The sequence below is a fragment of the Bacillus sp. Cr_A10 genome (genome assembly GCF_029222665.1).
Classification (GTDB): Bacteria; Bacillota; Bacilli; order Bacillales_A; family Planococcaceae; genus Psychrobacillus.
In genome coordinates, this window is sequence record NZ_JARHXR010000024.1 from 69,077 (window position 1) to 88,894 (window position 19,818).

General features: G+C 34.1%; 24 protein-coding genes. 8 read left to right on the plus strand and 16 right to left on the minus strand.

The annotated features are described in order from the left end of the window. Nucleotides 1-96: 96 nt before the first annotated feature. From P2Q73_RS19550 to P2Q73_RS19575, 6 genes are all read right to left on the minus strand, one after another. Nucleotides 97-309, minus strand: coding sequence for an acyl-CoA carboxylase biotin carboxyl carrier protein subunit (locus P2Q73_RS19550; protein WP_053590107.1), 213 nt, complete (start codon nucleotides 307-309; stop codon nucleotides 97-99). Continuing rightward, on the minus strand, nucleotides 306-1,667 hold the full coding sequence (locus P2Q73_RS19555; RefSeq protein WP_275790297.1) for an acetyl-CoA carboxylase biotin carboxylase subunit: 1,362 nt from the start codon (nucleotides 1,665-1,667) through the stop codon (nucleotides 306-308). The genes P2Q73_RS19550 and P2Q73_RS19555 overlap by 4 nt, the downstream gene beginning before the upstream one ends. A gap of 158 nt (nucleotides 1,668-1,825) precedes the next feature. Then, nucleotides 1,826-2,218, minus strand: a complete 393-nt coding sequence (locus P2Q73_RS19560; RefSeq protein ID WP_275790300.1) for a transcriptional regulator — start codon at nucleotides 2,216-2,218, stop codon at nucleotides 1,826-1,828. Between the two features lie 373 nt (nucleotides 2,219-2,591). Then, the gene (locus P2Q73_RS19565) at nucleotides 2,592-3,356 is read right to left on the minus strand and encodes an enoyl-CoA hydratase/isomerase family protein (RefSeq protein ID WP_056827396.1); all 765 of its coding nucleotides are present in this window, start codon (nucleotides 3,354-3,356) and stop codon (nucleotides 2,592-2,594) included. Between the two features lie 92 nt (nucleotides 3,357-3,448). Beyond that, the gene (gene rpmF / locus P2Q73_RS19570; RefSeq protein WP_053590111.1) at nucleotides 3,449-3,622 is read right to left on the minus strand and encodes a 50S ribosomal protein L32; all 174 of its coding nucleotides are present in this window, start codon (nucleotides 3,620-3,622) and stop codon (nucleotides 3,449-3,451) included. Between the two features lie 24 nt (nucleotides 3,623-3,646). Then, nucleotides 3,647-4,186 (minus strand): YceD family protein, encoded by a 540-nt coding sequence (locus tag P2Q73_RS19575; protein WP_053590112.1) that lies wholly within the window; start codon nucleotides 4,184-4,186, stop codon nucleotides 3,647-3,649. Between the two features lie 181 nt (nucleotides 4,187-4,367). On the opposite strand from P2Q73_RS19575, the gene P2Q73_RS19580 reads away from it, so the two are divergent. Further along, nucleotides 4,368-5,582 carry a nucleotidyltransferase gene (locus P2Q73_RS19580; protein ID WP_275790334.1) on the plus strand — a complete coding sequence of 405 codons (1,215 nt, stop codon included), beginning with the start codon at nucleotides 4,368-4,370 and terminating at the stop codon, nucleotides 5,580-5,582. A gap of 4 nt (nucleotides 5,583-5,586) precedes the next feature. Here P2Q73_RS19580 and P2Q73_RS19585 read toward each other — a convergent pair whose 3' ends face one another. Beyond that, nucleotides 5,587-6,669 (minus strand): SepM family pheromone-processing serine protease, encoded by a 1,083-nt coding sequence (locus P2Q73_RS19585; protein ID WP_371256451.1) that lies wholly within the window; start codon nucleotides 6,667-6,669, stop codon nucleotides 5,587-5,589. A gap of 60 nt (nucleotides 6,670-6,729) precedes the next feature. On the opposite strand from P2Q73_RS19585, the gene P2Q73_RS19590 reads away from it, so the two are divergent. Beyond that, on the plus strand, nucleotides 6,730-7,611 hold the full coding sequence (locus P2Q73_RS19590) for a hypothetical protein (RefSeq protein WP_056827399.1): 882 nt from the start codon (nucleotides 6,730-6,732) through the stop codon (nucleotides 7,609-7,611). A gap of 109 nt (nucleotides 7,612-7,720) precedes the next feature. Here P2Q73_RS19590 and coaD read toward each other — a convergent pair whose 3' ends face one another. The 3 genes from coaD to P2Q73_RS19605 all read right to left on the minus strand — a co-directional run bounded on the left by coaD (nucleotide 7,721) and on the right by P2Q73_RS19605 (nucleotide 10,295). Further along, nucleotides 7,721-8,206 carry a pantetheine-phosphate adenylyltransferase gene (coaD, locus tag P2Q73_RS19595; protein ID WP_053590114.1) on the minus strand — a complete coding sequence of 162 codons (486 nt, stop codon included), beginning with the start codon at nucleotides 8,204-8,206 and terminating at the stop codon, nucleotides 7,721-7,723. Nucleotide 8,207: 1 nt separating this feature from the next. Continuing rightward, a complete protein-coding gene (gene rsmD / locus P2Q73_RS19600; RefSeq protein ID WP_275790309.1) occupies nucleotides 8,208-8,774 on the minus strand; it encodes a 16S rRNA (guanine(966)-N(2))-methyltransferase RsmD in 567 nt (188 codons plus the stop codon). Nucleotides 8,775-8,876: 102 nt separating this feature from the next. Beyond that, nucleotides 8,877-10,295, minus strand: coding sequence for a hypothetical protein (locus tag P2Q73_RS19605; RefSeq protein ID WP_275790311.1), 1,419 nt, complete (start codon nucleotides 10,293-10,295; stop codon nucleotides 8,877-8,879). A 43-nt stretch (nucleotides 10,296-10,338) separates the two neighbouring features. Here P2Q73_RS19605 and P2Q73_RS19610 point away from each other — a divergent pair, with 43 nt between their 5' ends. Further along, a complete protein-coding gene (locus P2Q73_RS19610) occupies nucleotides 10,339-10,734 on the plus strand; it encodes a DUF7147 family protein (RefSeq protein WP_331457312.1) in 396 nt (131 codons plus the stop codon). 6 nt (nucleotides 10,735-10,740) lie between these two features. Here P2Q73_RS19610 and P2Q73_RS19615 read toward each other — a convergent pair whose 3' ends face one another. Next, nucleotides 10,741-11,013: a YlbG family protein gene (locus P2Q73_RS19615; protein WP_053590118.1), complete on the minus strand. Its 273-nt coding sequence runs from the start codon at nucleotides 11,011-11,013 to the stop codon at nucleotides 10,741-10,743. 134 nt (nucleotides 11,014-11,147) lie between these two features. Here P2Q73_RS19615 and P2Q73_RS19620 point away from each other — a divergent pair, with 134 nt between their 5' ends. Beyond that, nucleotides 11,148-12,050 (plus strand): glycerophosphodiester phosphodiesterase family protein, encoded by a 903-nt coding sequence (locus tag P2Q73_RS19620; RefSeq protein ID WP_053590119.1) that lies wholly within the window; start codon nucleotides 11,148-11,150, stop codon nucleotides 12,048-12,050. A 63-nt stretch (nucleotides 12,051-12,113) separates the two neighbouring features. Here P2Q73_RS19620 and P2Q73_RS19625 read toward each other — a convergent pair whose 3' ends face one another. Continuing rightward, a complete protein-coding gene (locus P2Q73_RS19625) occupies nucleotides 12,114-12,563 on the minus strand; it encodes a YlbF/YmcA family competence regulator (protein WP_053590120.1) in 450 nt (149 codons plus the stop codon). Between the two features lie 82 nt (nucleotides 12,564-12,645). Between P2Q73_RS19625 and P2Q73_RS19630 the strand changes: the two genes are divergently transcribed. Continuing rightward, nucleotides 12,646-13,143 (plus strand): PaaI family thioesterase, encoded by a 498-nt coding sequence (locus P2Q73_RS19630; RefSeq protein WP_275790318.1) that lies wholly within the window; start codon nucleotides 12,646-12,648, stop codon nucleotides 13,141-13,143. Here P2Q73_RS19630 and P2Q73_RS19635 read toward each other — a convergent pair. Further along, a complete protein-coding gene (locus P2Q73_RS19635) occupies nucleotides 13,092-14,714 on the minus strand; it encodes a UDP-N-acetylmuramoyl-L-alanyl-D-glutamate--2,6-diaminopimelate ligase (protein ID WP_275790320.1) in 1,623 nt (540 codons plus the stop codon). The two genes, P2Q73_RS19630 and P2Q73_RS19635, sit on opposite strands and share 52 nt — an antisense overlap. Between P2Q73_RS19635 and P2Q73_RS19640 the strand changes: the two genes are divergently transcribed. After that, on the plus strand, nucleotides 14,691-15,395 hold the full coding sequence (locus tag P2Q73_RS19640) for an amino acid kinase family protein (protein ID WP_056827409.1): 705 nt from the start codon (nucleotides 14,691-14,693) through the stop codon (nucleotides 15,393-15,395). The genes P2Q73_RS19635 and P2Q73_RS19640 overlap by 24 nt on opposite strands. A 3-nt stretch (nucleotides 15,396-15,398) precedes the next feature. Here P2Q73_RS19640 and P2Q73_RS19645 read toward each other — a convergent pair whose 3' ends face one another. Further along, on the minus strand, nucleotides 15,399-16,472 hold the full coding sequence (locus P2Q73_RS19645) for a CAP domain-containing protein (RefSeq protein WP_056827410.1): 1,074 nt from the start codon (nucleotides 16,470-16,472) through the stop codon (nucleotides 15,399-15,401). 152 nt (nucleotides 16,473-16,624) lie between these two features. Here P2Q73_RS19645 and P2Q73_RS19650 point away from each other — a divergent pair, with 152 nt between their 5' ends. Both P2Q73_RS19650 and ytvI read left to right on the plus strand, forming a co-directional pair. Then, nucleotides 16,625-16,990, plus strand: a complete 366-nt coding sequence (locus P2Q73_RS19650; protein ID WP_053590125.1) for a YugN family protein — start codon at nucleotides 16,625-16,627, stop codon at nucleotides 16,988-16,990. A gap of 111 nt (nucleotides 16,991-17,101) precedes the next feature. Further along, the gene (gene ytvI / locus P2Q73_RS19655) at nucleotides 17,102-18,166 is read left to right on the plus strand and encodes a sporulation integral membrane protein YtvI (protein WP_275790324.1); all 1,065 of its coding nucleotides are present in this window, start codon (nucleotides 17,102-17,104) and stop codon (nucleotides 18,164-18,166) included. 49 nt (nucleotides 18,167-18,215) lie between these two features. Here the strand turns inward: ytvI and P2Q73_RS19660 are convergent, their stop codons facing one another. Further along, complete coding sequence (locus tag P2Q73_RS19660; RefSeq protein WP_172794277.1) at nucleotides 18,216-18,677, minus strand: DUF420 domain-containing protein; 462 nt, start codon at nucleotides 18,675-18,677, stop codon at nucleotides 18,216-18,218. Between the two features lie 36 nt (nucleotides 18,678-18,713). Then, a complete protein-coding gene (ctaG, locus tag P2Q73_RS19665; protein ID WP_056827414.1) occupies nucleotides 18,714-19,625 on the minus strand; it encodes a cytochrome c oxidase assembly factor CtaG in 912 nt (303 codons plus the stop codon). Between the last annotated feature and the right edge of the window lie 193 nt (nucleotides 19,626-19,818).

Consider the following 19,818-nt stretch of genomic DNA (forward strand, 5'->3'; position numbering starts at 1 on the left):
ATAGAATGTATTTCAACACAAACAGATGTGCGTTCGCCACACACTACTAATTAATCTCCGCAGAACTATTTAACAATGCCAAAGTAATTGAAAATTTTACTCAAACGTTACTAAAACGTCTCCTTCATTAACGAAATCGCCTTCTTTAGCATTAATAGAAGCGACTTTACCAGCGACTTCTGCTTCAATTGGAATTTCCATTTTCATTGATTCTAGAACCATCACTACTTGTCCAGCAGAAACTTCTTCTCCTACTTCTACATTCACTGTAAATACTGTACCTGCCATTGTCGATTCTAAATTTTTCATTTTGAAACTTCCTCCCCTTGATTTTGCATCCATTCCCCTAAAATGGATGTGGAATATACTCCACTGTTAAAACTCTCAGCGTGTAAAAAACGATCAAACAAGTCAATATTTGTTTTCACACCTTCTATTTTAGCAGAAGAAAATACTTTTTGTGCTTTCTCAATTGCCAATTCTCTGTTCGATTCATGAATAATTATTTTAGCAATCATCGGATCATAAAAAGGGGTTACTTTATTTCCTTCTTCGTACCCTGCCTCTATTCTTATTTCCTCCACTTCTCCCCAATTTAAATAAGTTATTGTTCCTGGTGAAGGAAAGAAAGTTTTTGGATCTTCTGCATATACTCTAAATTCAAAAGCATGACCATTTGACTTAATTAACTGTTGGTCTTTTACTGGTAGTTCTTCTCCTGAAGCAACTTTTAACTGCCATTCTACCAAATCAAAACCAGTCACAGCTTCAGTAACGGGATGTTCAACTTGAAGCCTCGTGTTCATTTCTAAGAAATAAAATTGATGATTTTGATCTACTATGAATTCAACTGTTCCAGCATTAACATATTCTACAGCCTTCGCAGCATTTATCGCTGCTTCATATAACTTTTCGCGTGCTTCTTGTGGAAAGTTAGGGGATGGTGATTCCTCTAATACTTTTTGATTTCTTCGTTGTACCGAGCAATTTCGCTCAAATAAATGAACGATATTACCAAAACTATCACCAAATATTTGCACTTCAATATGTCGGGAAGCATCTATAAATTTTTCTAAAAATACAACATCATTTCCAAAATAGGATTTTGCACGTGTTTTTATTGACTCAAAATGCTTTTCTAAAGTTGCTTCATCGTCACAGCGAATCATGCCTATACCCCCACCACCAGCACTAGCTTTTAACATAATGGGATAGCCTATATTTAAAGCAGCTTCTTTCGCTTCCACTATAGATGTAAGACCCTCTTCCGTTCCAGGAACGACAGGGACATTTGCATGAATCATTGTGAGTCTCGAGCCAATTTTATCGCCCATTTTTTCAATTGTTTCTGGTTTTGGTCCTATAAATTTAATCCCTGCAGCTTCCGCTTTTCGAGCAAAGTCTGCGTTTTCTGATAAAAATCCATAGCCTGGATGGATTGCATCCACATTCTCTTTAATAGCAATCGCAATAATTTCGTCCACTTTTAAATAGGACTGTTGTACAGGGTTTGGTCCGATTAAATAAGCATAATCAGCTTCTTTTACATACGGTAGCTCTTGATCTGCTTCCGAATATATTGCAACTGTTTCAATGTTTAGCTTTTTACAAGTTTTAATAATACGTCTTGCAATTTCACCCCTGTTTGCAATAAGTACTTTTTTCATTATATTACCCCCTCTATAAAAACGTGAACCCCTTCTCTATTAGTCTATACGAATAATGAAAACGATTTCAACTAAATAACAAAAAAAATTGTTATTTTGATAAATGATTTGCATTTACATTTAAAAAAGCCTCTAATAATAGAGACTTTGTGTTATTTCTATTCTATATGCGTAATCCCTTGTCTAACCCAATTAACTAATTGTTCGTAATCTCTCTTCAATAAGTTGTATGCGTTGGAAATTTGATCATAAGATTGTTTCATTTCATCATAACTTTCCATCGCTAACTGAAGATGATTTTGCACAGATGACGAATCTGCAGCATCTCTTGCTTGCGCTTCTTTTTTAGGCATTTCTCTTTGAAGGACAATCGGGCGAAGGTTTTTATTCCACCTGAAAGCACATGCTTGTTTTGAGCGACCTAACAAAATGCTCGCTTCTTCAAATCCGGATATTTGTGTATGTCCTTGCTCTATTTTCTTTAAAACTATTTCTTTTAAAAGATTGTCTTCTTCCACAGTCCAACTATCTTTTCTAATTTTAACATTCATGTTATCACCCTTTGCTTTTTTAATAATATATGCAAATTGGGTATAAATAGACTCTAAATGTTATTACTTTTTTTATTACTTATTTATTACTGTTAAATTTTTTACTGCTAGCTTTGTTATTCACATAGAATGAGGTTTATAACACTTAATAGAATGTGTTTTAGCAACTTAGAGAGGAGAACACGGCTGTATGTTTGTCGCACACTGCTTAAGAGCTTCCGGAGGAAGAATAGCTTCTGTTACAGGCTCAATCTCCACACTTTTACTGCGTGTGAGGCGCTCATCCTGAATCCACTAGTTTCATTCTGTCCTTGAGAAAAGTGGTACTCAATCGACCGCTCCTGAAAGCTTAAAAGTACTTAAATAAAAAAGTTTAAACCTTCTTATTGTTCAAAAAGTTATTGACTGCATCGTGGTGGATATCCTGTTCCCAGAGAACAGCGCAACTTGAAACCTCTTCCATTACTCGTTCATATAATTTACTTTGCTCCCATTTACGGATTGCTTGAATTTTATATGCTTGAAGTACGGTAGAATGGGGAACGATCATTTTTTGGATAAACTTGTTTAATGCGATAAGTTTATCTCCCTCATATAATTGTGTTGCCCATCCGATTGAGAAAAGGTAATCAGCTGTATAGGGCACTGCTTCTGTAAGCATTTGTAATGCTTGGTCATGCCTCATGCCTTTTTCAAATAAATAGGTGCCGCCTCCCCAACCAGAGGTGATTGCTAATTTCCCTTGAATGTACCCACATTTCGCTTCTTTTTTTACGAGTCGATAATCACAAAGAGTAGCTATTTCACAGCCCCCTCCTACTGCTGTTCCGTTAACGAGAGCAATTGTAGGAATTGGTAACGTTGCTACTTCGTATAAGACATTTGCCGTCTCACTTAACATTTTATAGGATTCCTTTTCTGTTTTTAATTTATGAAAAACAGAAAGATCTCCTCCTGAACAAAATGTTTTTTCACCTGCTCCAGTGATTACAGCGAGTTTAATCGACTCATTTGTTTTTACATTATGTATAAGTTCCTTAAATCCTTCCACTACTTCTCCATTGATGGCGTTATGAATGTCAGGTCTATTTATTTCAAAAATTATCATGTCGTCTCTTATTTCCATTGTAAAAGCCACTTCATGCACCCCTGTTTTTGAAAATTTATAGAGAAAAAGGCTACCGAAGAGCCATGGTCTCTTTGGTAGCCTTTAATGGAACAAATACTGAATTATTTGCTCACTACTTCTTTCCCTTTGTATTGACCGCATGATTTACAAATTCGGTGAGCCAATTTCATTTCACCACAATTTGGACAAGCAACCATACCAGGTACGGATAATTTAAAATGTGTACGACGTTTTCTTTTTACAGTTTTAGAAGTTCTTCTAGCTGGTACTGCCATTGGTGGCACCTCCTTACAGATCTATTATTCGTCTGTTTGATCAAAATACTTAGCTAAGTCAGCCAGTCTTGGATCCAATTTTGGTTGATCATCTTCCTGCATATCATTTAGATCATCATCTGTTGTATATGACCAGCCGTTTCCACCCTCATGCTTAAATTGGTCTGCACCTTCTTTAAACACTTGCAATGGAATTTCTAGTAGGATTAACTCCTCTAACACTGGATCAACTTGAATAACATCGCCGTCTACTATATGAAAGTTATCATATGCTTGCGCAGTGGCAGATGCAGTTTCAGACCAGCTGAAAATTTCATCAGATTGAATCTCAAATGGAAATTCTACATCTTCCCAAGTGCGAGCACAAGGTAATATGAGAGTTCCTGAAAGCTGAAAATGACAAGTCATTTGCGCTGCACCAAACGTGCAGTGCCCTGTTACATGAACGGGTGAAATATTTCGAACGTCCGGGTTTCGCTTCTTCACATTTTCGAGAGTTACGAATTCATCTAACGTCATCCCGTTATCACGATATTTAGCTAATTGATGAATTGCCCATTTCATACGATTATCACCTCAAGACAACAAAATTTATTATATAATGACAGGATTTAGATGTCAAGATAATTTCTTGTCACTACTTCATTTTAACATTATACTCTCATTAAGGAAAGCGCTTGATTCTAGACAGCTACTATTTAGGAAAGTTATACTTTCTTCGAGGAAGGAAAGGATTTGATTGATGATGAAAGCTAAAGGAATAGTTGTTGAATATAACCCTTTTCACAATGGACATTTATACCATTTAAATCAATCACGAAGTAAAACAAACAGTGATGTGATTGTAGCGGTAATGTCTGGAAACTTTTTGCAACGTGGAGAACCCGCATTAGTTGACAAGTGGGCACGTGCAAAAATGGCTGTTTCAGCTGGTGTTGATTTAGTAATAGAATTACCATACGCATTCGCTACAGCCCAAGCGAGTGACTTTGCAAAAGGTGCCATTTTTTTATTAGATTCATTAAAATGTGAATTCTTTTGTTTCGGTAGTGAAGAAGGCTCTTTAGATTCTTTTCATCATACATATGACTTATTATCGACCAATAAAGCCGATTATAATACAGCTATCTCGACTTTAATGAAACAAGGTATTAGTTACCCAAGAGCTTTAAACGAAGCTTACGAAATGATTTCAAGTAATTCAACTGTTCCGTTAGTTGACTTATCAAAACCAAATAATATATTAGGGTATCATTATATCGAGGCAGCTTATCAGTTAAATGCATCTATAAAGCCAGAAACGATTCATCGGGTCATAGCAAATTATCACGATGATGCGGAGGCTTCCCAAACAATTGCAAGTGCTACAGGAATAAGAAAAGTGTTGTTTGGGGAAATGGATCTTACATCTATTCAATCTTATTTACCTAATACTAGTATTACGGAATTGCATGCTTGGCATTCAGCTTTCAATGCTTTTGGTAGTTGGGAAAGTTTTTGGATATCTTTACGATATATTATTTTAAGGCATACTAAAGAGCAATTAGCTAATTATGCAGAAGTCACGGAAGGTATGGAAAATGCCATTTGGGATGCTGCGATGAAGTGTAATTCCTTTCAATCCTTCATGCAACAAATAAAATCAAAACGTTTTACTTGGACGAGGATTCAAAGAATGTTAACGCATATCTATATTGGTTTTACATGGAATGAGTTAAAGCAAATGGACTTGCCTACTTATATACGACCACTTGCAATGAGCAGGAATGGCCAAGCTTATTTAAATTCCTTAAAAAAAGATTTACAGCTTCCACTGATAAGTAGAGTAGCTGCTCATAAAGAAAACGAGATGCTTATGCTTGATCTGAAAGCGGCAAATTTATATTATTTAGGTCTCCAATCTACTTTTGCACAAAAGATGATTGGAAGCGACTATAGAATCGCTCCAATTATTTTGTAATAACCTATTTAGGCTCTAATTGATCTAAATAGGCGAGTGCATCATCTATTGTTCTAACAGGCACAATTTTCATTTTTGTGCCTATTTTTTTTGCAGATTTTAAAGCTTCCTCATAGTTTGTTGTTAAATCAGGGTTATTCGCTAAAATAGATGGATCGATTTCGTCATCTGGCGCAAACATTATTTCGATTCCTTTTCTATCAGCCGCGATAACTTTTAAATCTATTCCACCAATTCGTCCAACTGTACCATCTGGCTTCATTTCACCAGTACCCGCAATGTTATAACCTTTTGAAATATCTTCCGGTATAAGTTGATTCAAAATTTCTAACGTAAACATAAGACCTGCTGATGGGCCCCCTATATCTTCTGAGTTCATATGGACGACAGGGGTAGTTTCTACTTTTTTGTCTTCTGTGTAAGATATCCCGATTCCTGGTTTTTCAAGAACGCCTGGTATTGATTTTAAAGTAACTTCTTTTTCAAGTGTTTCTCCGTCTCTTTCAACTGTCAGTTGGACAACATCACCCTGACCTTTTTCGCTCAAGTACGTTTTAAGTTTTTCTTCGGTCAATTCCGTTAAATTATCCATTCCAATAATTTTATCTCCAGGTTCTAAAATGCCGTCAGCAGCACTATCTTTTAAAACATTAAAAATAAATATTCCATTGTTTATTACTTTATATGGCTTATTAGCTCGATCAAATGCTACCGAAATAGCATTAAATTGAGAATCAGACATAAGCTTTAATTGACGAATATTATATTCTTGTTCATCTTCATCTGCGTTACGGATTTGACTGGCTTTATAAATTTTTTGGTTATCGACTATTTTGGCATACGCATAAGTTAATGGAGTAGCTTTTGCTAAGGAGATTGTAAGAAGACTCATTTTCCCTTCATCGTCTTCATCTCCACCTTGTACTTCTACAAATGGTGTAAGTTCATATGCACCACCTGGTTTAGAAATATAGGATTCCATTGGGTAAAAGGCTAGGGATGCTACTAGCACCAAAATTAGAAGGAGAATTATTGGTTTTCTCTTCAGCATAATATATTTATCCCTTCCTTTTAATTTCATATTCATTAGTTTATCACTTCCATTTTTACCTGACAAAACAAATGAACAATAAAGGATGTAATAATTTTGCACAAAATAATTTCAATCGGCAGTTGGGCACTCATCATTCTTTTATTTATGCAACCAGGTATTGCACATAAGGGAGCCGTAGAAGGAATGCGTATATTTACTACTGCATTACTTCCTTATTTACTACCTTACTTAGTGATCACTCAAATGTTTATACGCTCGCAAAATTCTTTTTTAAAGACTAAAAATAAGTTTAAGTTGTATTTGAATATTTACCTTCTCAGTGCCATTGGTGGCTTTCCTAGTGGAGCAGCAATTATTTCTTCTTTAAAAGAAATGGGCACTTTAACTAACCGGAATGCTAGTTGGCTAATTGCAATTTGCCATGCCCCAAGCCCAATGTTTGTCATTGGTTTTGTTGGTATAGATATATTTAATGCAGAAATAGCTGGTCTGAAGTTGTTATTAATTATTCATATTGTAAATTTGTTATTCCTTTTAGTATTCATTATTCGATCTCCTGCTATTCAGACAAATATTGAGACTGTTAAATTTTCTTCTTCGCCGTTTCAAGAGAGTATCAAAGAAACCTCTCAAATATTACTACTAATAGGTACTACAGTTGTCTTTTTTACAACGGTTAGTATTATTGTGTTTGAATCCGTAAAAGAGGTTTTACCTAATTTATCTCCACTTCTATTAGTATTTGTAGCATCCTTTTTTGAAATGACTGGAGGAATAAGTCTTTCCGGTGAAATATTATCTGGAAATGAATTTCTTCCTGTAATTGTAGCGCTGATCATTGCATTTAGTGGTATAAGCATACATATGCAAATAATCGTTCTGGCGCAAAAAGCAGGTATTTCCATTCGCCGTTACATAGTCTTCCGTTTTCTTCACATAATCATAATCCCAATTCTTTTCTACTTTTTTGCATAAGTAGGAATGTTACGGATGCATTACTGGTGCCAGGCACCAGTAATCTACTCGTAACAATAAGGAAATGAGAGGAATATGAACAGAGAAAAACCTTGCAATGGTTGCAAGGTTAGTCGAGGTTGTATTTAAGTTTAAGTGCTGCTTCTACTTGAGGTGGAACAAGTTCACTAATTTGACCGCCATATTTAGCGACTTCTTTTACTATGCTCGAGCTTAAGAAAGAATATTGATTTTTTGTCATGATGAAAAATGTTTCAATTTCATCATTCAACACTCGATTCATTGAAGTGATTTGCATTTCGTATTCAAAATCCGAAACTGCTCTTAAGCCGCGGATAATAGCGCTGGCATTTACACTTTCCGCATAATCCATTAATAACCCAGAAAATGTTTCTACTTTCACATTCGGAAGATTTGCTGTCACTTCCTCGATGAGTTTTACTCTTTCCTCTACAGAAAACAGAGGATTCTTCGAGGAATTGTTTAATACAACTACATGAACTTGTCCAAAAATAGCTGCTCCTCGGTGAATAATATCTAGATGTCCATATGTAATTGGATCAAAACTTCCCGGTACGACTGCAATTTTAACCAATTTAATTCCCCTCTTCCATCCGTTTACGGTAAATAGAGATAACGGTATTCCCATAAGTTTCTCTTCTTGTTAGAGTAAACGTTTCTAAATCAGTTTCCAAGTCGACGGTTTTATCATGTTCGCAAACAATTATCCCCGTGTCTTTCATACACCCTATCTCTACAATCTTTTTAGCTAAATCATAAAATTGTACTTTACTATATGGTGGATCGACAAATAACAAGTCAATTTGAAGTTCTCTTTTCTCAAAAGCCTTCACTGCTCTTGAAGCATCAATTTTATATTTTTCGCTTGATTCTTCTAAACGACATTTCTGTAGATTATCCACAATAGTTTGCATCGCTTTTTGGTCTTTTTCAATAAAAATACAAGTATCAATTCCTCGACTGAGTGCTTCAATTCCTAAATTGCCACTACCAGCAAACAAATCGACTGCGATTCCTCCATCGAAATAAGGACCAATCATATTGAAAATAGATTCTTTTACTTTATCTGTAGTTGGTCTTGTATTAGTTCCGGGAACCGCTTTTAAAGGTAGCCCTTTTTTCGTTCCTGATATAACTCTCATTTTAATACTCCTAGCTATCAAATTCGCCTTAGCGAATTTGTGTGACAAGATTTTTCGCCTACCTATAGGCTATCTCCCCAAAAACAGAAGACTTTTACTAAATTAAAATAACCCAGATTGTTTAATATTAATTCGCTTTTCTTCCTTTTCTACATCCAGTAAAAATAAGCGAATCATCCATGCTTCTTCGATATAATAAACGGCACCAATTTTTTCAAACGGTTCGGACATAGCATCATATCTTTTTTGGTTTAATACATAAAAAGGCTCTTGAATAGGAAAACGGAAGGCTCTTGTAGCATTTTGTATATATAATCCCTTATCAGTATCATTTATCGTATAACCTAATTCAGAAAGTAGTGGTTCTACCGAGTACAATACTTTTCCTTCTTTAAAAAGCACCTTCATATTTTCCTGTTCTAATTCATTTATATAAACTGGTCTTGAATCCTCAAACAGCAATGGAAAATGCTCAGCACCGGCTTGTACATTAAAGGTAAAAAAAGATGTTTTCAATTTGAGAATATTTGTTAACAAAGTATCTAATTTTTCAGCATCAACCTGTTTATTTTTCACTAAAGCTAATTTCCAATTTTCCAATTGATCTGTTGTAAGATAGCTAACAAGTGTATCATACATCCATCTCGCCTTTTCAGAACCAATAGGTTGGTCCAGTAGAAAACTACTGATTACTTCTGCTAACAACGTGTCTGGCGAGTCTATTCCGTATATTAACTGAACATGTTTAACAATTAGCTCTCGCTGAATTGAGACTATATCCTCACTTTCAATAAAAGCAATTCTAGAAGAATTCATTTCAAGTTTTTTATTTGAAAAAAGTACTGACACATGTTCTCTGTTTGGTAAATGTAATTGTTCTAACTGTTCTATTAACTCTTTTGGTATTTCTTTATGAGAATAGAGACTGTAGTTGTTATCTTCATATTGAATAGGTACCACTTCTTTTTGCCAATATAATTCTTTAACATCACCTTCACCGATGAAAAGAGAGTAGTCAATTAAATCTAATGACGTGCTGCCTAGAACTGACAATCCACTTACCCACATTCCACCTCTTTTTAACTCATCCGTTATATGAAGTGTTGTATAGGAAACGCCACCTTTATCTAATTTCACCAGAAAGTCAGAAAAAATTTGAGCCTCTTTTAATCCATCTAGAAGTGGAATTTCATATGAAATACTTTGGCTTGAAGATTCTCCTTCTTTAAAGGCTGTCAAATCTTCTGTTAAACGATCACAGTCAGAGTTTTTACTTAAATCACAACTTCTATTTTCACTAGAAATTGGCCAAACTACTGCAATTTTTTCTGAAGGCAAGTTATTAAAATGTTGTTTTACAATAATTTTATCTGCTTTGAATTTCAATTCAATCTCTTGCTCGTAAAAGTATGAAGCCTCATCAGCATCCAAGCTAGAGGAGTAGACGTGGTACTGCGATAACAATAAAACGCTATTCGTCACAATGAGTAACATAGATATAAAGCTAATAATAAATTTCATAGAAATGTCCTCCAACAAAATGGTAAGATGAATTGGAAAGGAAGTGTTATCATTGATTCAACGTTTTATTGAGCTTGGCGAGGGCTATGGAGATATTTTTGAGCTTTGTGAACTTGCACGAGTAAACAAAAATCGAATTCATCGGGCTTTTATTTTTACTTCTAAAAAAGAGAATAAAGAATACTGTTCCATTGCAATTGCCCTAAAACCAATTAATTCTGCTAATTTTTTCCCGATTTATATATGTCGTGAAGGAATACCTAATACCAATCCAATTACACAAAGGCTATCGACCTTTCAGGCAACATTAGATGAATTAAAAATTATACCAGTTCAATTGGAAATCAAACATTCATCCATATATGATGATAAGGAACTATTCTATCAATACGTGATCGGAGTTTTACGTTTAAATCATTTAATACCGCCGTTACAATAGATTACGTTACAAACCGATTTTATAATCATATTCTTTCGCTTTATCAGGCTTACTATTTTCAAATTCAGTTTTTAAAAACGGCCGATAGGATTCTAAAATTTCTTTCACAAAAGGTAGTTTACTCATCTTTTGTTTTGCAATTTCAATCATATCTTGGTCACAGTATAAGACTACATATTTTAATCTTTTCGAAATATAATGGACATGCCCATATTTACGTAAAGACTTTGCTTGTTTTAAATGATGCACATAGACAATTAATCCTTGTCTTTCTGTCATACGATTCCCTCATTTCTTCTTATAAAAAGAATAACATATGGAGGAAAATGATAGCAACAACAACTAGCTGACAGTTTTGCATCAATTCGATATAATTAAAACTACCTTTCGTTAAAAAGGAGGATTAGAAAGTAATGGGTAAAAAAACAAATGTAGCAATCGCCATTGCAGCAGCAGCTGGAGCAGCTTGGGCAAGTACAAAGGCTCTCTCTAAGCCACTTAGCCGTTCTGCAAAAGAAGCACTAGAATACAATCAACCAATTATTCTTGCTCATCGTGGAGGATCTGCTCTTGCACCCGAATGTTCTCCATCCGCTTTTGAAAATGCAGCTAAGCTTGGTGTTCATGGTTTTGAAATAGATATAAGACTAACAAAAGATGAAGAGATTGTGGTTTTTCACGATGAATACACTGACAGAGTGACTAATCTTACTGGAAGAGTTGCCGATTATACGTTAGTAGAGCTTAAAAAAGCTGATTTAGGATTTCACTTCCTAGATTTAAATGGAGAAAATTCTTATAGAGATTGTGGAGAACAAATAATGACATTAGGAGAGTTGCTAGACAAGTACCCTCAAATGCTTATTAATCTGGATATCAAAGATGCCCCACAGTCCTACGAAGGAAGCTTAATGCCATCTAAGCTTTGGAGACTATTAGAAGAAAAACAGGCATTCCACCGGGTTGTCGTCACCAGTTTTTATGACGAACAAATTGATCGATTTAATCTTTATGCTCAAAACACAGTAGCACTTGGGGCTGGAGAAAGAGAAGTACGAAAAGCATATACAGCATTCACTAGTCAATTCAAACACTTATATCATCCAAAAGCTGATGTATTTCAAATCCCAGTGCGATCAAATATGTTCCCTTTAGATAGTGCAAGTTTCATAAAATTTTTAAATTCTTTAAATATCCCAGTTCACTATTGGACGATCGATGATCCAGTTGTTATGAGAAGGCTAATTGACAATGGTGCAAAAGGTATTATCACAGACCGACCGGACCTAGCTATTGAAGCACTTAAGCTAGATTAGTTCAGTAAAGCATTGTAAAAAAAAGGATGTGTGCCAATGCACACATCCTTCCTTATTCCATACTTAAGCTGAACAAGAGCAGGAACCACCTGTACCACAGCCACTGCCACAGCTAGAACCGCTTGATGCAAAAAATGGATTGCTTACTGGTACTTTGACACCTTCTGAAACAGATTTACCGATTAACAAGCTCACTTCGTCCAACAAGTCTTGCAAGTCATTTTCAGCGATTTTTAATATCGCAACTTCATCCACCATATCGAGCTTTCTTTTCGTAACTCGAATATTCTTCATTACTGTTGAATAATCTGGATGGTATTTTCCGAAACGTTGAACCTCTTCGTATTGGTCCTTAAGTCTTGCAAAATCATTAATTTCTCTGACTAAGCTAGAATTTGTATATACAGCACGATGTGCGTCTAAGTAACGATAAAATTGTTCAGAGGAAAGTATCATACTACATAGTTCGTCTGATTGGTCCATTATTGTGGCCCATTCATAGGTCATAATCATTTCCATTCCTCCAATCATCTTTATCATAACAAAAACTAGAAACAATTGCTAAACTATTATCTTATCGTTAGGAGTAATATAAATGAATGAATTAAACTCTTTAATAACTCAAGTTACAGAAAATGCATCAGAGGTAGAAATAAACTTACTAAAAGAATTTTTAAAAGGTATACAAAATAAACAACAAGAAAAAGCTCCTACCTATTTAAATGCAGTTTTTCATATGGATACTCAATATGAGGAAGATAAATGCATTGTAACTCTACCAATCACTCCATTATCTTATAATAGTTTTGATATTCCACATGGCGGCGTAATTGCAACACTTGCAGATAATGCGATGGGTTTTCTCGTTAATAAAGATTTACGTTCCGAAGGAAAAGGTGCTGTAACAACAAATATGACGATCCATTATGTAAAAGCAGCAACAGAAAACACTTTAGTTGCTACTGCTACTTACTTACACAAAGGTCGCCAAACATTAGTTATGGAATGCACGGTAACGCAACCTAATGGCAAAAAAATTGCTTATGCAACCGGATCATTTTTTGTTATTGATCCAGCTAACTCTTCAAAATAACTTTTCACTACTTCATGATCAGAAAAAGGGACTACGAGATCATTCACGATTTGCTCTTGTTCATGTCCCTTTCCTGCAATTAATACAATATCTCCTTTCGTTGCAATACTTAATGCTAATAATATTGCTTGTTTTCGGTCCATCTCTACGATGGCTTTATCTCTTTTCGTGCCTTGTAAAATATCCGCGACAATGTCAACAGGATTCTCATATCTTGGATTATCATTCGTTATAATAGCCTTTGTAGCATACTTAGTAGCTACTTCCCCCATCCCTCTTCTCTTTTGCCTGTCACGATTTCCACCACAACCAAAAACAACATAAACTTCTTTTTTAGCATATGTTTTAATAGCACCTAAGCTAGCCTCTAGTGCATCCGGAGTATGTGCGTAATCTATTAATACTTCGATTCCTTGTTCATTTTCAATCCTTTCTAATCTACCTTTTGGGAGATTTACAGGTTTTAACTCTTCAATCGATATACCTAGAGCTTTCATAACTGCTATTGCTGCTGCTAGGTTCGACCCATTATAATATCCACTATTAGTCATCTCTGTATGCAATGCTTTTTTACCAACCAAAAATTTATACTTTATCTTTTCCTTTGTATAATCTACCTTTTGATAAATGACATCATTTTTTTGATTTTCTCCAAAACGTGTTACAGGTAAATAAGTCTTCTCTGCGATGGACTTACACCATGCATCATCATCATTAATCACCAAATGCTTGGAAAGTAAAACAAGCAGTTCTTTCGATTTTTTATATGGAACCATTCCGCCATGGAACTCAATATGATCTTTACCTATATTTAAAAATACACCTACATCAATTGGATAATTACACAATCGTTGATCTAGTAAACCTTGAGAAGATGCTTCCAAAACAATATAATCTACTTTCTTCTCATAACAATACTTCACTACTTGAATAAAATCATAAAAAGGTAAAGTAGTATTGCTTCGTAAATAATGATCTAGTCTATTACCATTCTCGAATACACCTAGCGTTCCAATGACACAAACTGATTTTTTTTGTTGCCTCAATAGCTGTCCAACAAAGGATGCTACTGTAGTTTTACCATTTGTGCCAGTTATACCTATTGTTTTTATTTTACTACCATATAGTTCATATGTTAATGTTGATAGTTTTCTTTTAAAATGATGCATATCTGTAGGAATGATTATTTGTGGAACCATACAATCCGGTATAAAACACTCGGTTAGGATTGCAACAGCTCCTCGTCTTATCGCTTCATCTATAAAGATACGATTGTTCGTTTGAGAGACAAAAACATCTCCAACTGTTATTTGCTTTGAATGATCAATACACCTGTTTATTGAAACGTTTTGAAAATCACCAATAATCTCGTACTGTAATCCTTTTAATAATTCTTTTAAAGGATAAATAATTATCCACTCCCTACACCATTCTTGTATGTTCGCATAAAGTAAAATGAATTCCTTGTATCGTATGAACGGAGTGTTTAAAATGTCACGAGTAAAGTTGATGAGGTTATGATTGTTCAGAAGTATGGTGGTGTTGCTATGCAGAATCATCAAAGTAGACAATTAGTTATATCACATATTAGAAAAGCTATTAGCAAACACCAGAAAGTGCTTGTTGTTGTTTCTGCCATGGGAAGAAGAGGTCAATATTATTCAACCGATACACTTTTAGATCTAATACCTACATCTAATAATAATAGCGTGGAAACGGATTTACTATCTGCCTGTGGCGAATTAATCTCTGCATCTGTTTTGTGTGCAGAAATAAAAAAGGAAGGAATTCCTGCTACAATCCTTTATGGAAAAAGTGCAGGTATAATTACAAATGAGGCATATGGTAATGCAGATATTTTATATGTAGAAACTAAAGAAGTAACTAATACGTTTAAGGATTATCCTTGCATTATAGTTCCAGGCTTCCAAGGTCTTTCGGAAAATCTTCAAACTTTTACTACATTAGGTAGAGGTGGGAGTGATTTAACAGCAGTCGTTTACGGGCATCATTTAAATGCAGATATTGTTGAATTTTACAAAAATGTTCCAGGTGTTATGACTTCCGATCCTTTTAAAAACGAATCAGTACAATTAATTTCTACAATGTCATATGAGGAATTACAAAACATAATCATAGAGCCTGTTGAAATCATACAAAAAAGAGCAGCGAAATTTGCTGCTCTTCACAAAGTACCTTTGCACATACGTTCTTTATATGAAGAAAGAGATGGAACTTATGTTTTTCAATAACTGTTATCTGTCTTCTTTTGGTATAGCTCTTTCAATAAAGTTTTGTGTGTAATAATTACCGTAAACCCCTACTCCAGTATGTGTATACCATTTTCCTAATATTGTATCTCGATGATCTTTCGAGTTTAACCATCCATTGACTGCATCTCCTGCATCAAAATAAAAAGCTGCAGTATTTCCACCAGCTCTGTTAAAATCAATTGCTGATTCCTGTAATGTATCACTAAATTTAGGTACCTCAAAAGAATCGTTTTTTACAATATTGTTCTTTGCCATTTCTTCACTTTGTTGCCTTGCAATTTTTTGAAGATCTATATCAGATTCTAGAACTTTATAGCCATGTCTCAGTCTAAACAAATTGGTGATTTCAACAATTTGTCGTTCATTTGCTCGGTCTACAGAAACTTGCAAATCAGATGGTGGAGTTGTAGATTCCACCATTGACCCATTGTATAAAATATCATATGGTTTTTGTAAAAGAAGCGTTTCTGCATCAGAAAATCGAACAGCTTCTAATTGATTATCTTTCCCGTCTATATATAACATTGCATATAAGTTCTCAAATGGAACTAAAATTCTATTTGTTATGTCTTCTTTATTTAAAGAGAACGTATATATATTGGAGTCAATAGTCATTGTTATCTCAGATTGTACTATCGTAAAACGATAAATATCCTCCAATGATTGACCAATATCATATGGTGTTACGTCAATCTTATTCCCGATAGCAAGAATCTGTGAAACTTTATCTTCTGATACACCAATCATTTGATAATTTGAAAAAGAAGAATTATATATCCACCAATCATATCCAAAAACAGAAGGTTCTACTCGATCCGGCTTTCCTAATAGTTTTACTACCTCGCTAGAAGATTGACCTATTAGAACGGAGATACCTGTATTTGGTCTTGTAAAGATATTGTTCGATTCCACTACTTCTGTTGTTTCTTGAGGAATAACCTGTCCTGAGTTCTTTGATCCTGTAATTAGCTCATTTTCTTTCACAGGATTATCCAAATATATAAATATCACTAGTACTATAGCAATAAAAATTAAGATTCTAAATAGATTTTTCATCTTATATAACCCCTTACCAATTACTCCATTATCACTAGTATAACAAGCTTCTATAGAAATACACAATGTTGTCATTGCAACATTTTCAAATTTGAATTAATATTAATGAGAACGTACACTATGGTATATTGAACGTGAAGGAGGACAATTTAATGTATTTCGAAAACACAGGTATTGAAAACACGGTCATCGATCTAAATGTATTAGATGATGTTATGAAAAAACATGGTTTAGTTCGTGAAGGCCAATGGGACTACGAACGAGTTACTTACGACAAAAAGTATGAAATTAAAGAGGGTATTTTTTACCTTCGTGTATTTGGTTTTACTAAAGATGGTGATGTTGGTGCACACGATGCAAATATCACTTTACTTAAACCAGTTGTTGGTAAGCATTATTACCCTCATGGTGTTGAATATGGAGAAAATGAAGTTTTCCCAAATCACTTAGTTAAATCTTGTGAACAAACTTTAGCTGCTTTAAAAGAAGATTTAAAAGCTTTTGAAGCACGTGTATAATAGTATTACTTATAAAACGTTAGAGAATGTGTTCTCTAGCGTTTTTATCTGTTCAATTATAAATATCTTGTCTATACTAATAAAAAGAATAGAAAGGAGGAATTATAAAACATGGTATGGAAAATCTTAAAAAAAGAATACGTTAAGTACATAATAGTAGCCATTTTCCTTTTAATAATTGCTTTTTTTATCCTTCCAGTTTCTGTTCCTATTATTTTAGCATTGCTTACTGCAATTATAATTGAACCTGCTGTAAAATTTACTCAAAGAACATTTAAATGGAAACGAAAGCCGGCAGTAATTGCTAATTTCACATTTTTCATCATTATTATTTCAGGCCTATTATACTTCGCAGTCACTAAACTAATAAGCCAGTTGATATATACGTCTAAAGTTTTTCCATTCCATTTAAATAACCTCACTGGTATTTGGATAGATATTCAAAATAACCTTTTTAAATATACGGAAGGCTTGCCAAAAGAAGTGGTAACATCCATTCAAGATAAAGTGGATTCAACATTAAACAGCATGAAGGAATCTTTACTTGATTTACTTAGCTATTCTAATATATCTGCTATTCTCACAAATATTCCGAATTTTTTAATAAGTTTCATTGTTTTTATCATCGCCCTCTTTTTATTCATGTTGGACTTAGCTAAATTACGTGCGAAGCTATTTTACTATTTATCTGATAGTACCGCAGAAAAAGTAAGATTTATGTCATCAAGTATTAAAAAAACTGTTATTGGTTTTTTCAAAGCTCAAATATTAGCAAGTTTTATCATTCTAGGAGCAGCATTTTTAGGATTACTTTTTATTATTACACCAAAGTACGCTTTTATTATGGCGGTTGTAATTTGGATTATCGATATTATCCCAATACTCGGTTCCATTGCAGTATTGGCACCTTGGGCAATTTATCACTATTTAACTGGAGACATCGTTCTTGGCACAAAACTTACTGTTCTTGCAATTATATTATTGATTATAAGAAGAGCGGTAGAACCAAAACTAATGGGGTCCCAAATGGGGATTTCTCCACTTGCTATACTAATAGCTATGTTCATAGGTGCAAAACTATTTGGATTTCTTGGTTTTATGATAGGTCCTCTTATGGTAATCCTTTTTATAACCGCTAAAGAATCCGGGATGATCAAACTAAACTTCAAATTATAAATAAAACAGTAACCACCTAGATGCGGTTACTGTTTTATTTTGCTTTTAATTAGCTACCAATTATAGCTTTAATAACGGAAGTAGTTTCCCCTCCATGGTAAAAAACATAAAGTAACAGGTAGACAGCCACGCCTGTAATTGCAACAAAGAACCAGATAACGCTCGTAATTGGCCCAATTTTACGATGTTTTACTATATTATTTTTGTAACCTAAATACAAGGTTACTATTCCAAAAACTGCACCAACTGTTGCCAAAGTAATATGAAAAATTAAAAATATCGTATAGTAAATTTTAATATCATCGGGACCACCAAAAGCTGTATTTCCTATAAAGATTGTCCGAGATGCGTAGATAATAAAAAAAGTTAATGCAGATAGAGCTGCAGCAAACATTGTTTTTTTATGTGCTTCTATTTTTCTTTGTTTTACTAATATCCAACCAATTGCTACTAGTACTGCACTTAACACGATAAAAAAGGTACTAATTGTAGGTAATAAAGGTAAACTCATCATCATTCTCCTCGGTAACAAAAATTAAATAATTAGTTAGGCTCTACTTGAATTATGAAGATCATCTAATGCCTTTTGCGTAATTTCATCAGCAGTTTCCTGTTCTTTACGATACCATTGGAAGAAGATTGAAAATAGCACTACTCCATAAATTATTTCTTGAATAATTTTCATAATAATTCCACCAAGTTGTTGATCCTCGAATGGTGGCATATCTGAAAATAACTCAGGTCCAGATAATGATAGACCCGATAACGTACTTGTTGGTACACATAGCTCCATTGCTTTTAACCATGAATCAGGATTTGTATACGTATCATACATTGGAGATCCAGAAAAAATGATAAGTGCACATGCAGGAGTAATTAATACTGCACTTGCAATAAGGTAACCTATTTTCTTTAATCCATGTAATCCTTTTCCATCTTTAATAATTTCAACAACTGACCACCACATGAAAATCGCTGACATAAACAAGATGAACGTATATGTTCCATGTAATACCTCATTCAACTTAATATAATCGAAAATTAAAGGTATATGGTAAAAAGAGAATAGCCCTGAAAACACGATTAATGCAAACAAAGGTTTTGTTAATAGAGGAAATACTTTTCGAACTACAGGTAATTCAATTACTACCTTCCAAACCCACCAAGGAATTCCCTTCATCATGAGAGGTGGAACTAGTAATAACAAAATAGCCATTTGTGTCATATGAAAAGAGAACATAATATGACCCATCAAGTCTATAGGCGATCCCTTAATAATATATAAAAGAACTAAGCTTGTTAAAAAATATGCAGCTTCTTTACCTTTTAATGGTTCGGAGATTTTAAAATCCTTTCTCCATTTTACAGTGATTAAAAAATACAATATTGTAATAAATACTAAAACGCCAATCATGACAGGACTCCACAATGCTTGAAAACCAAATATACTTAAAGGCATACGTATCCTCGCTCCTTTTTACATTACTCACACTATTATAATGCTCTATCGCTATAACTTCAATGAACGAACTATGACAAATGAGATTGCAAACTAAAAGAACCCGAAGTGAATAGCTATTTATAAATAGAGATAAAAATGAGTTGTTCACATATTCGATTTTTTATTTTTGGACCAGTTAATTTCCGTTCCA

What these genes read in the sequence shown, in the direction of transcription:
- ytvI (WP_275790324.1), top strand. Translation starts at nt 17,102, where the DNA reads ATGGTATGGAAAATCTTAAAAAAAGAATACGTTAAGTACATAATAGTA.
- P2Q73_RS19560 (WP_275790300.1), bottom strand. Translation starts at nt 2,218, where the DNA reads ATGAATGTTAAAATTAGAAAAGATAGTTGGACTGTGGAAGAAGACAAT.
- P2Q73_RS19580 (WP_275790334.1), top strand. Translation starts at nt 4,368, where the DNA reads ATGAAAGCTAAAGGAATAGTTGTTGAATATAACCCTTTTCACAATGGA.
- rpmF (WP_053590111.1), bottom strand. Translation starts at nt 3,622, where the DNA reads ATGGCAGTACCAGCTAGAAGAACTTCTAAAACTGTAAAAAGAAAACGT.
- P2Q73_RS19660 (WP_172794277.1), bottom strand. Translation starts at nt 18,677, where the DNA reads ATGAGTTTACCTTTATTACCTACAATTAGTACCTTTTTTATCGTGTTA.
- P2Q73_RS19585 (WP_371256451.1), bottom strand. Translation starts at nt 6,669, where the DNA reads ATGAATATGAAATTAAAAGGAAGGGATAAATATATTATGCTGAAGAGA.
- P2Q73_RS19575 (WP_053590112.1), bottom strand. Translation starts at nt 4,186, where the DNA reads ATGAAATGGGCAATTCATCAATTAGCTAAATATCGTGATAACGGGATG.
- P2Q73_RS19615 (WP_053590118.1), bottom strand. Translation starts at nt 11,013, where the DNA reads ATGACAGAAAGACAAGGATTAATTGTCTATGTGCATCATTTAAAACAA.
- P2Q73_RS19550 (WP_053590107.1), bottom strand. Translation starts at nt 309, where the DNA reads ATGAAAAATTTAGAATCGACAATGGCAGGTACAGTATTTACAGTGAAT.
- P2Q73_RS19555 (WP_275790297.1), bottom strand. Translation starts at nt 1,667, where the DNA reads ATGAAAAAAGTACTTATTGCAAACAGGGGTGAAATTGCAAGACGTATT.
- P2Q73_RS19640 (WP_056827409.1), top strand. Translation starts at nt 14,691, where the DNA reads ATGCAGAATCATCAAAGTAGACAATTAGTTATATCACATATTAGAAAA.
- P2Q73_RS19625 (WP_053590120.1), bottom strand. Translation starts at nt 12,563, where the DNA reads ATGATTATGACCTATGAATGGGCCACAATAATGGACCAATCAGACGAA.
- P2Q73_RS19645 (WP_056827410.1), bottom strand. Translation starts at nt 16,472, where the DNA reads ATGAAAAATCTATTTAGAATCTTAATTTTTATTGCTATAGTACTAGTG.
- ctaG (WP_056827414.1), bottom strand. Translation starts at nt 19,625, where the DNA reads ATGCCTTTAAGTATATTTGGTTTTCAAGCATTGTGGAGTCCTGTCATG.
- P2Q73_RS19630 (WP_275790318.1), top strand. Translation starts at nt 12,646, where the DNA reads ATGAATGAATTAAACTCTTTAATAACTCAAGTTACAGAAAATGCATCA.
- rsmD (WP_275790309.1), bottom strand. Translation starts at nt 8,774, where the DNA reads ATGAGAGTTATATCAGGAACGAAAAAAGGGCTACCTTTAAAAGCGGTT.
- P2Q73_RS19620 (WP_053590119.1), top strand. Translation starts at nt 11,148, where the DNA reads ATGGGTAAAAAAACAAATGTAGCAATCGCCATTGCAGCAGCAGCTGGA.
- P2Q73_RS19605 (WP_275790311.1), bottom strand. Translation starts at nt 10,295, where the DNA reads ATGAAATTTATTATTAGCTTTATATCTATGTTACTCATTGTGACGAAT.
- P2Q73_RS19650 (WP_053590125.1), top strand. Translation starts at nt 16,625, where the DNA reads ATGTATTTCGAAAACACAGGTATTGAAAACACGGTCATCGATCTAAAT.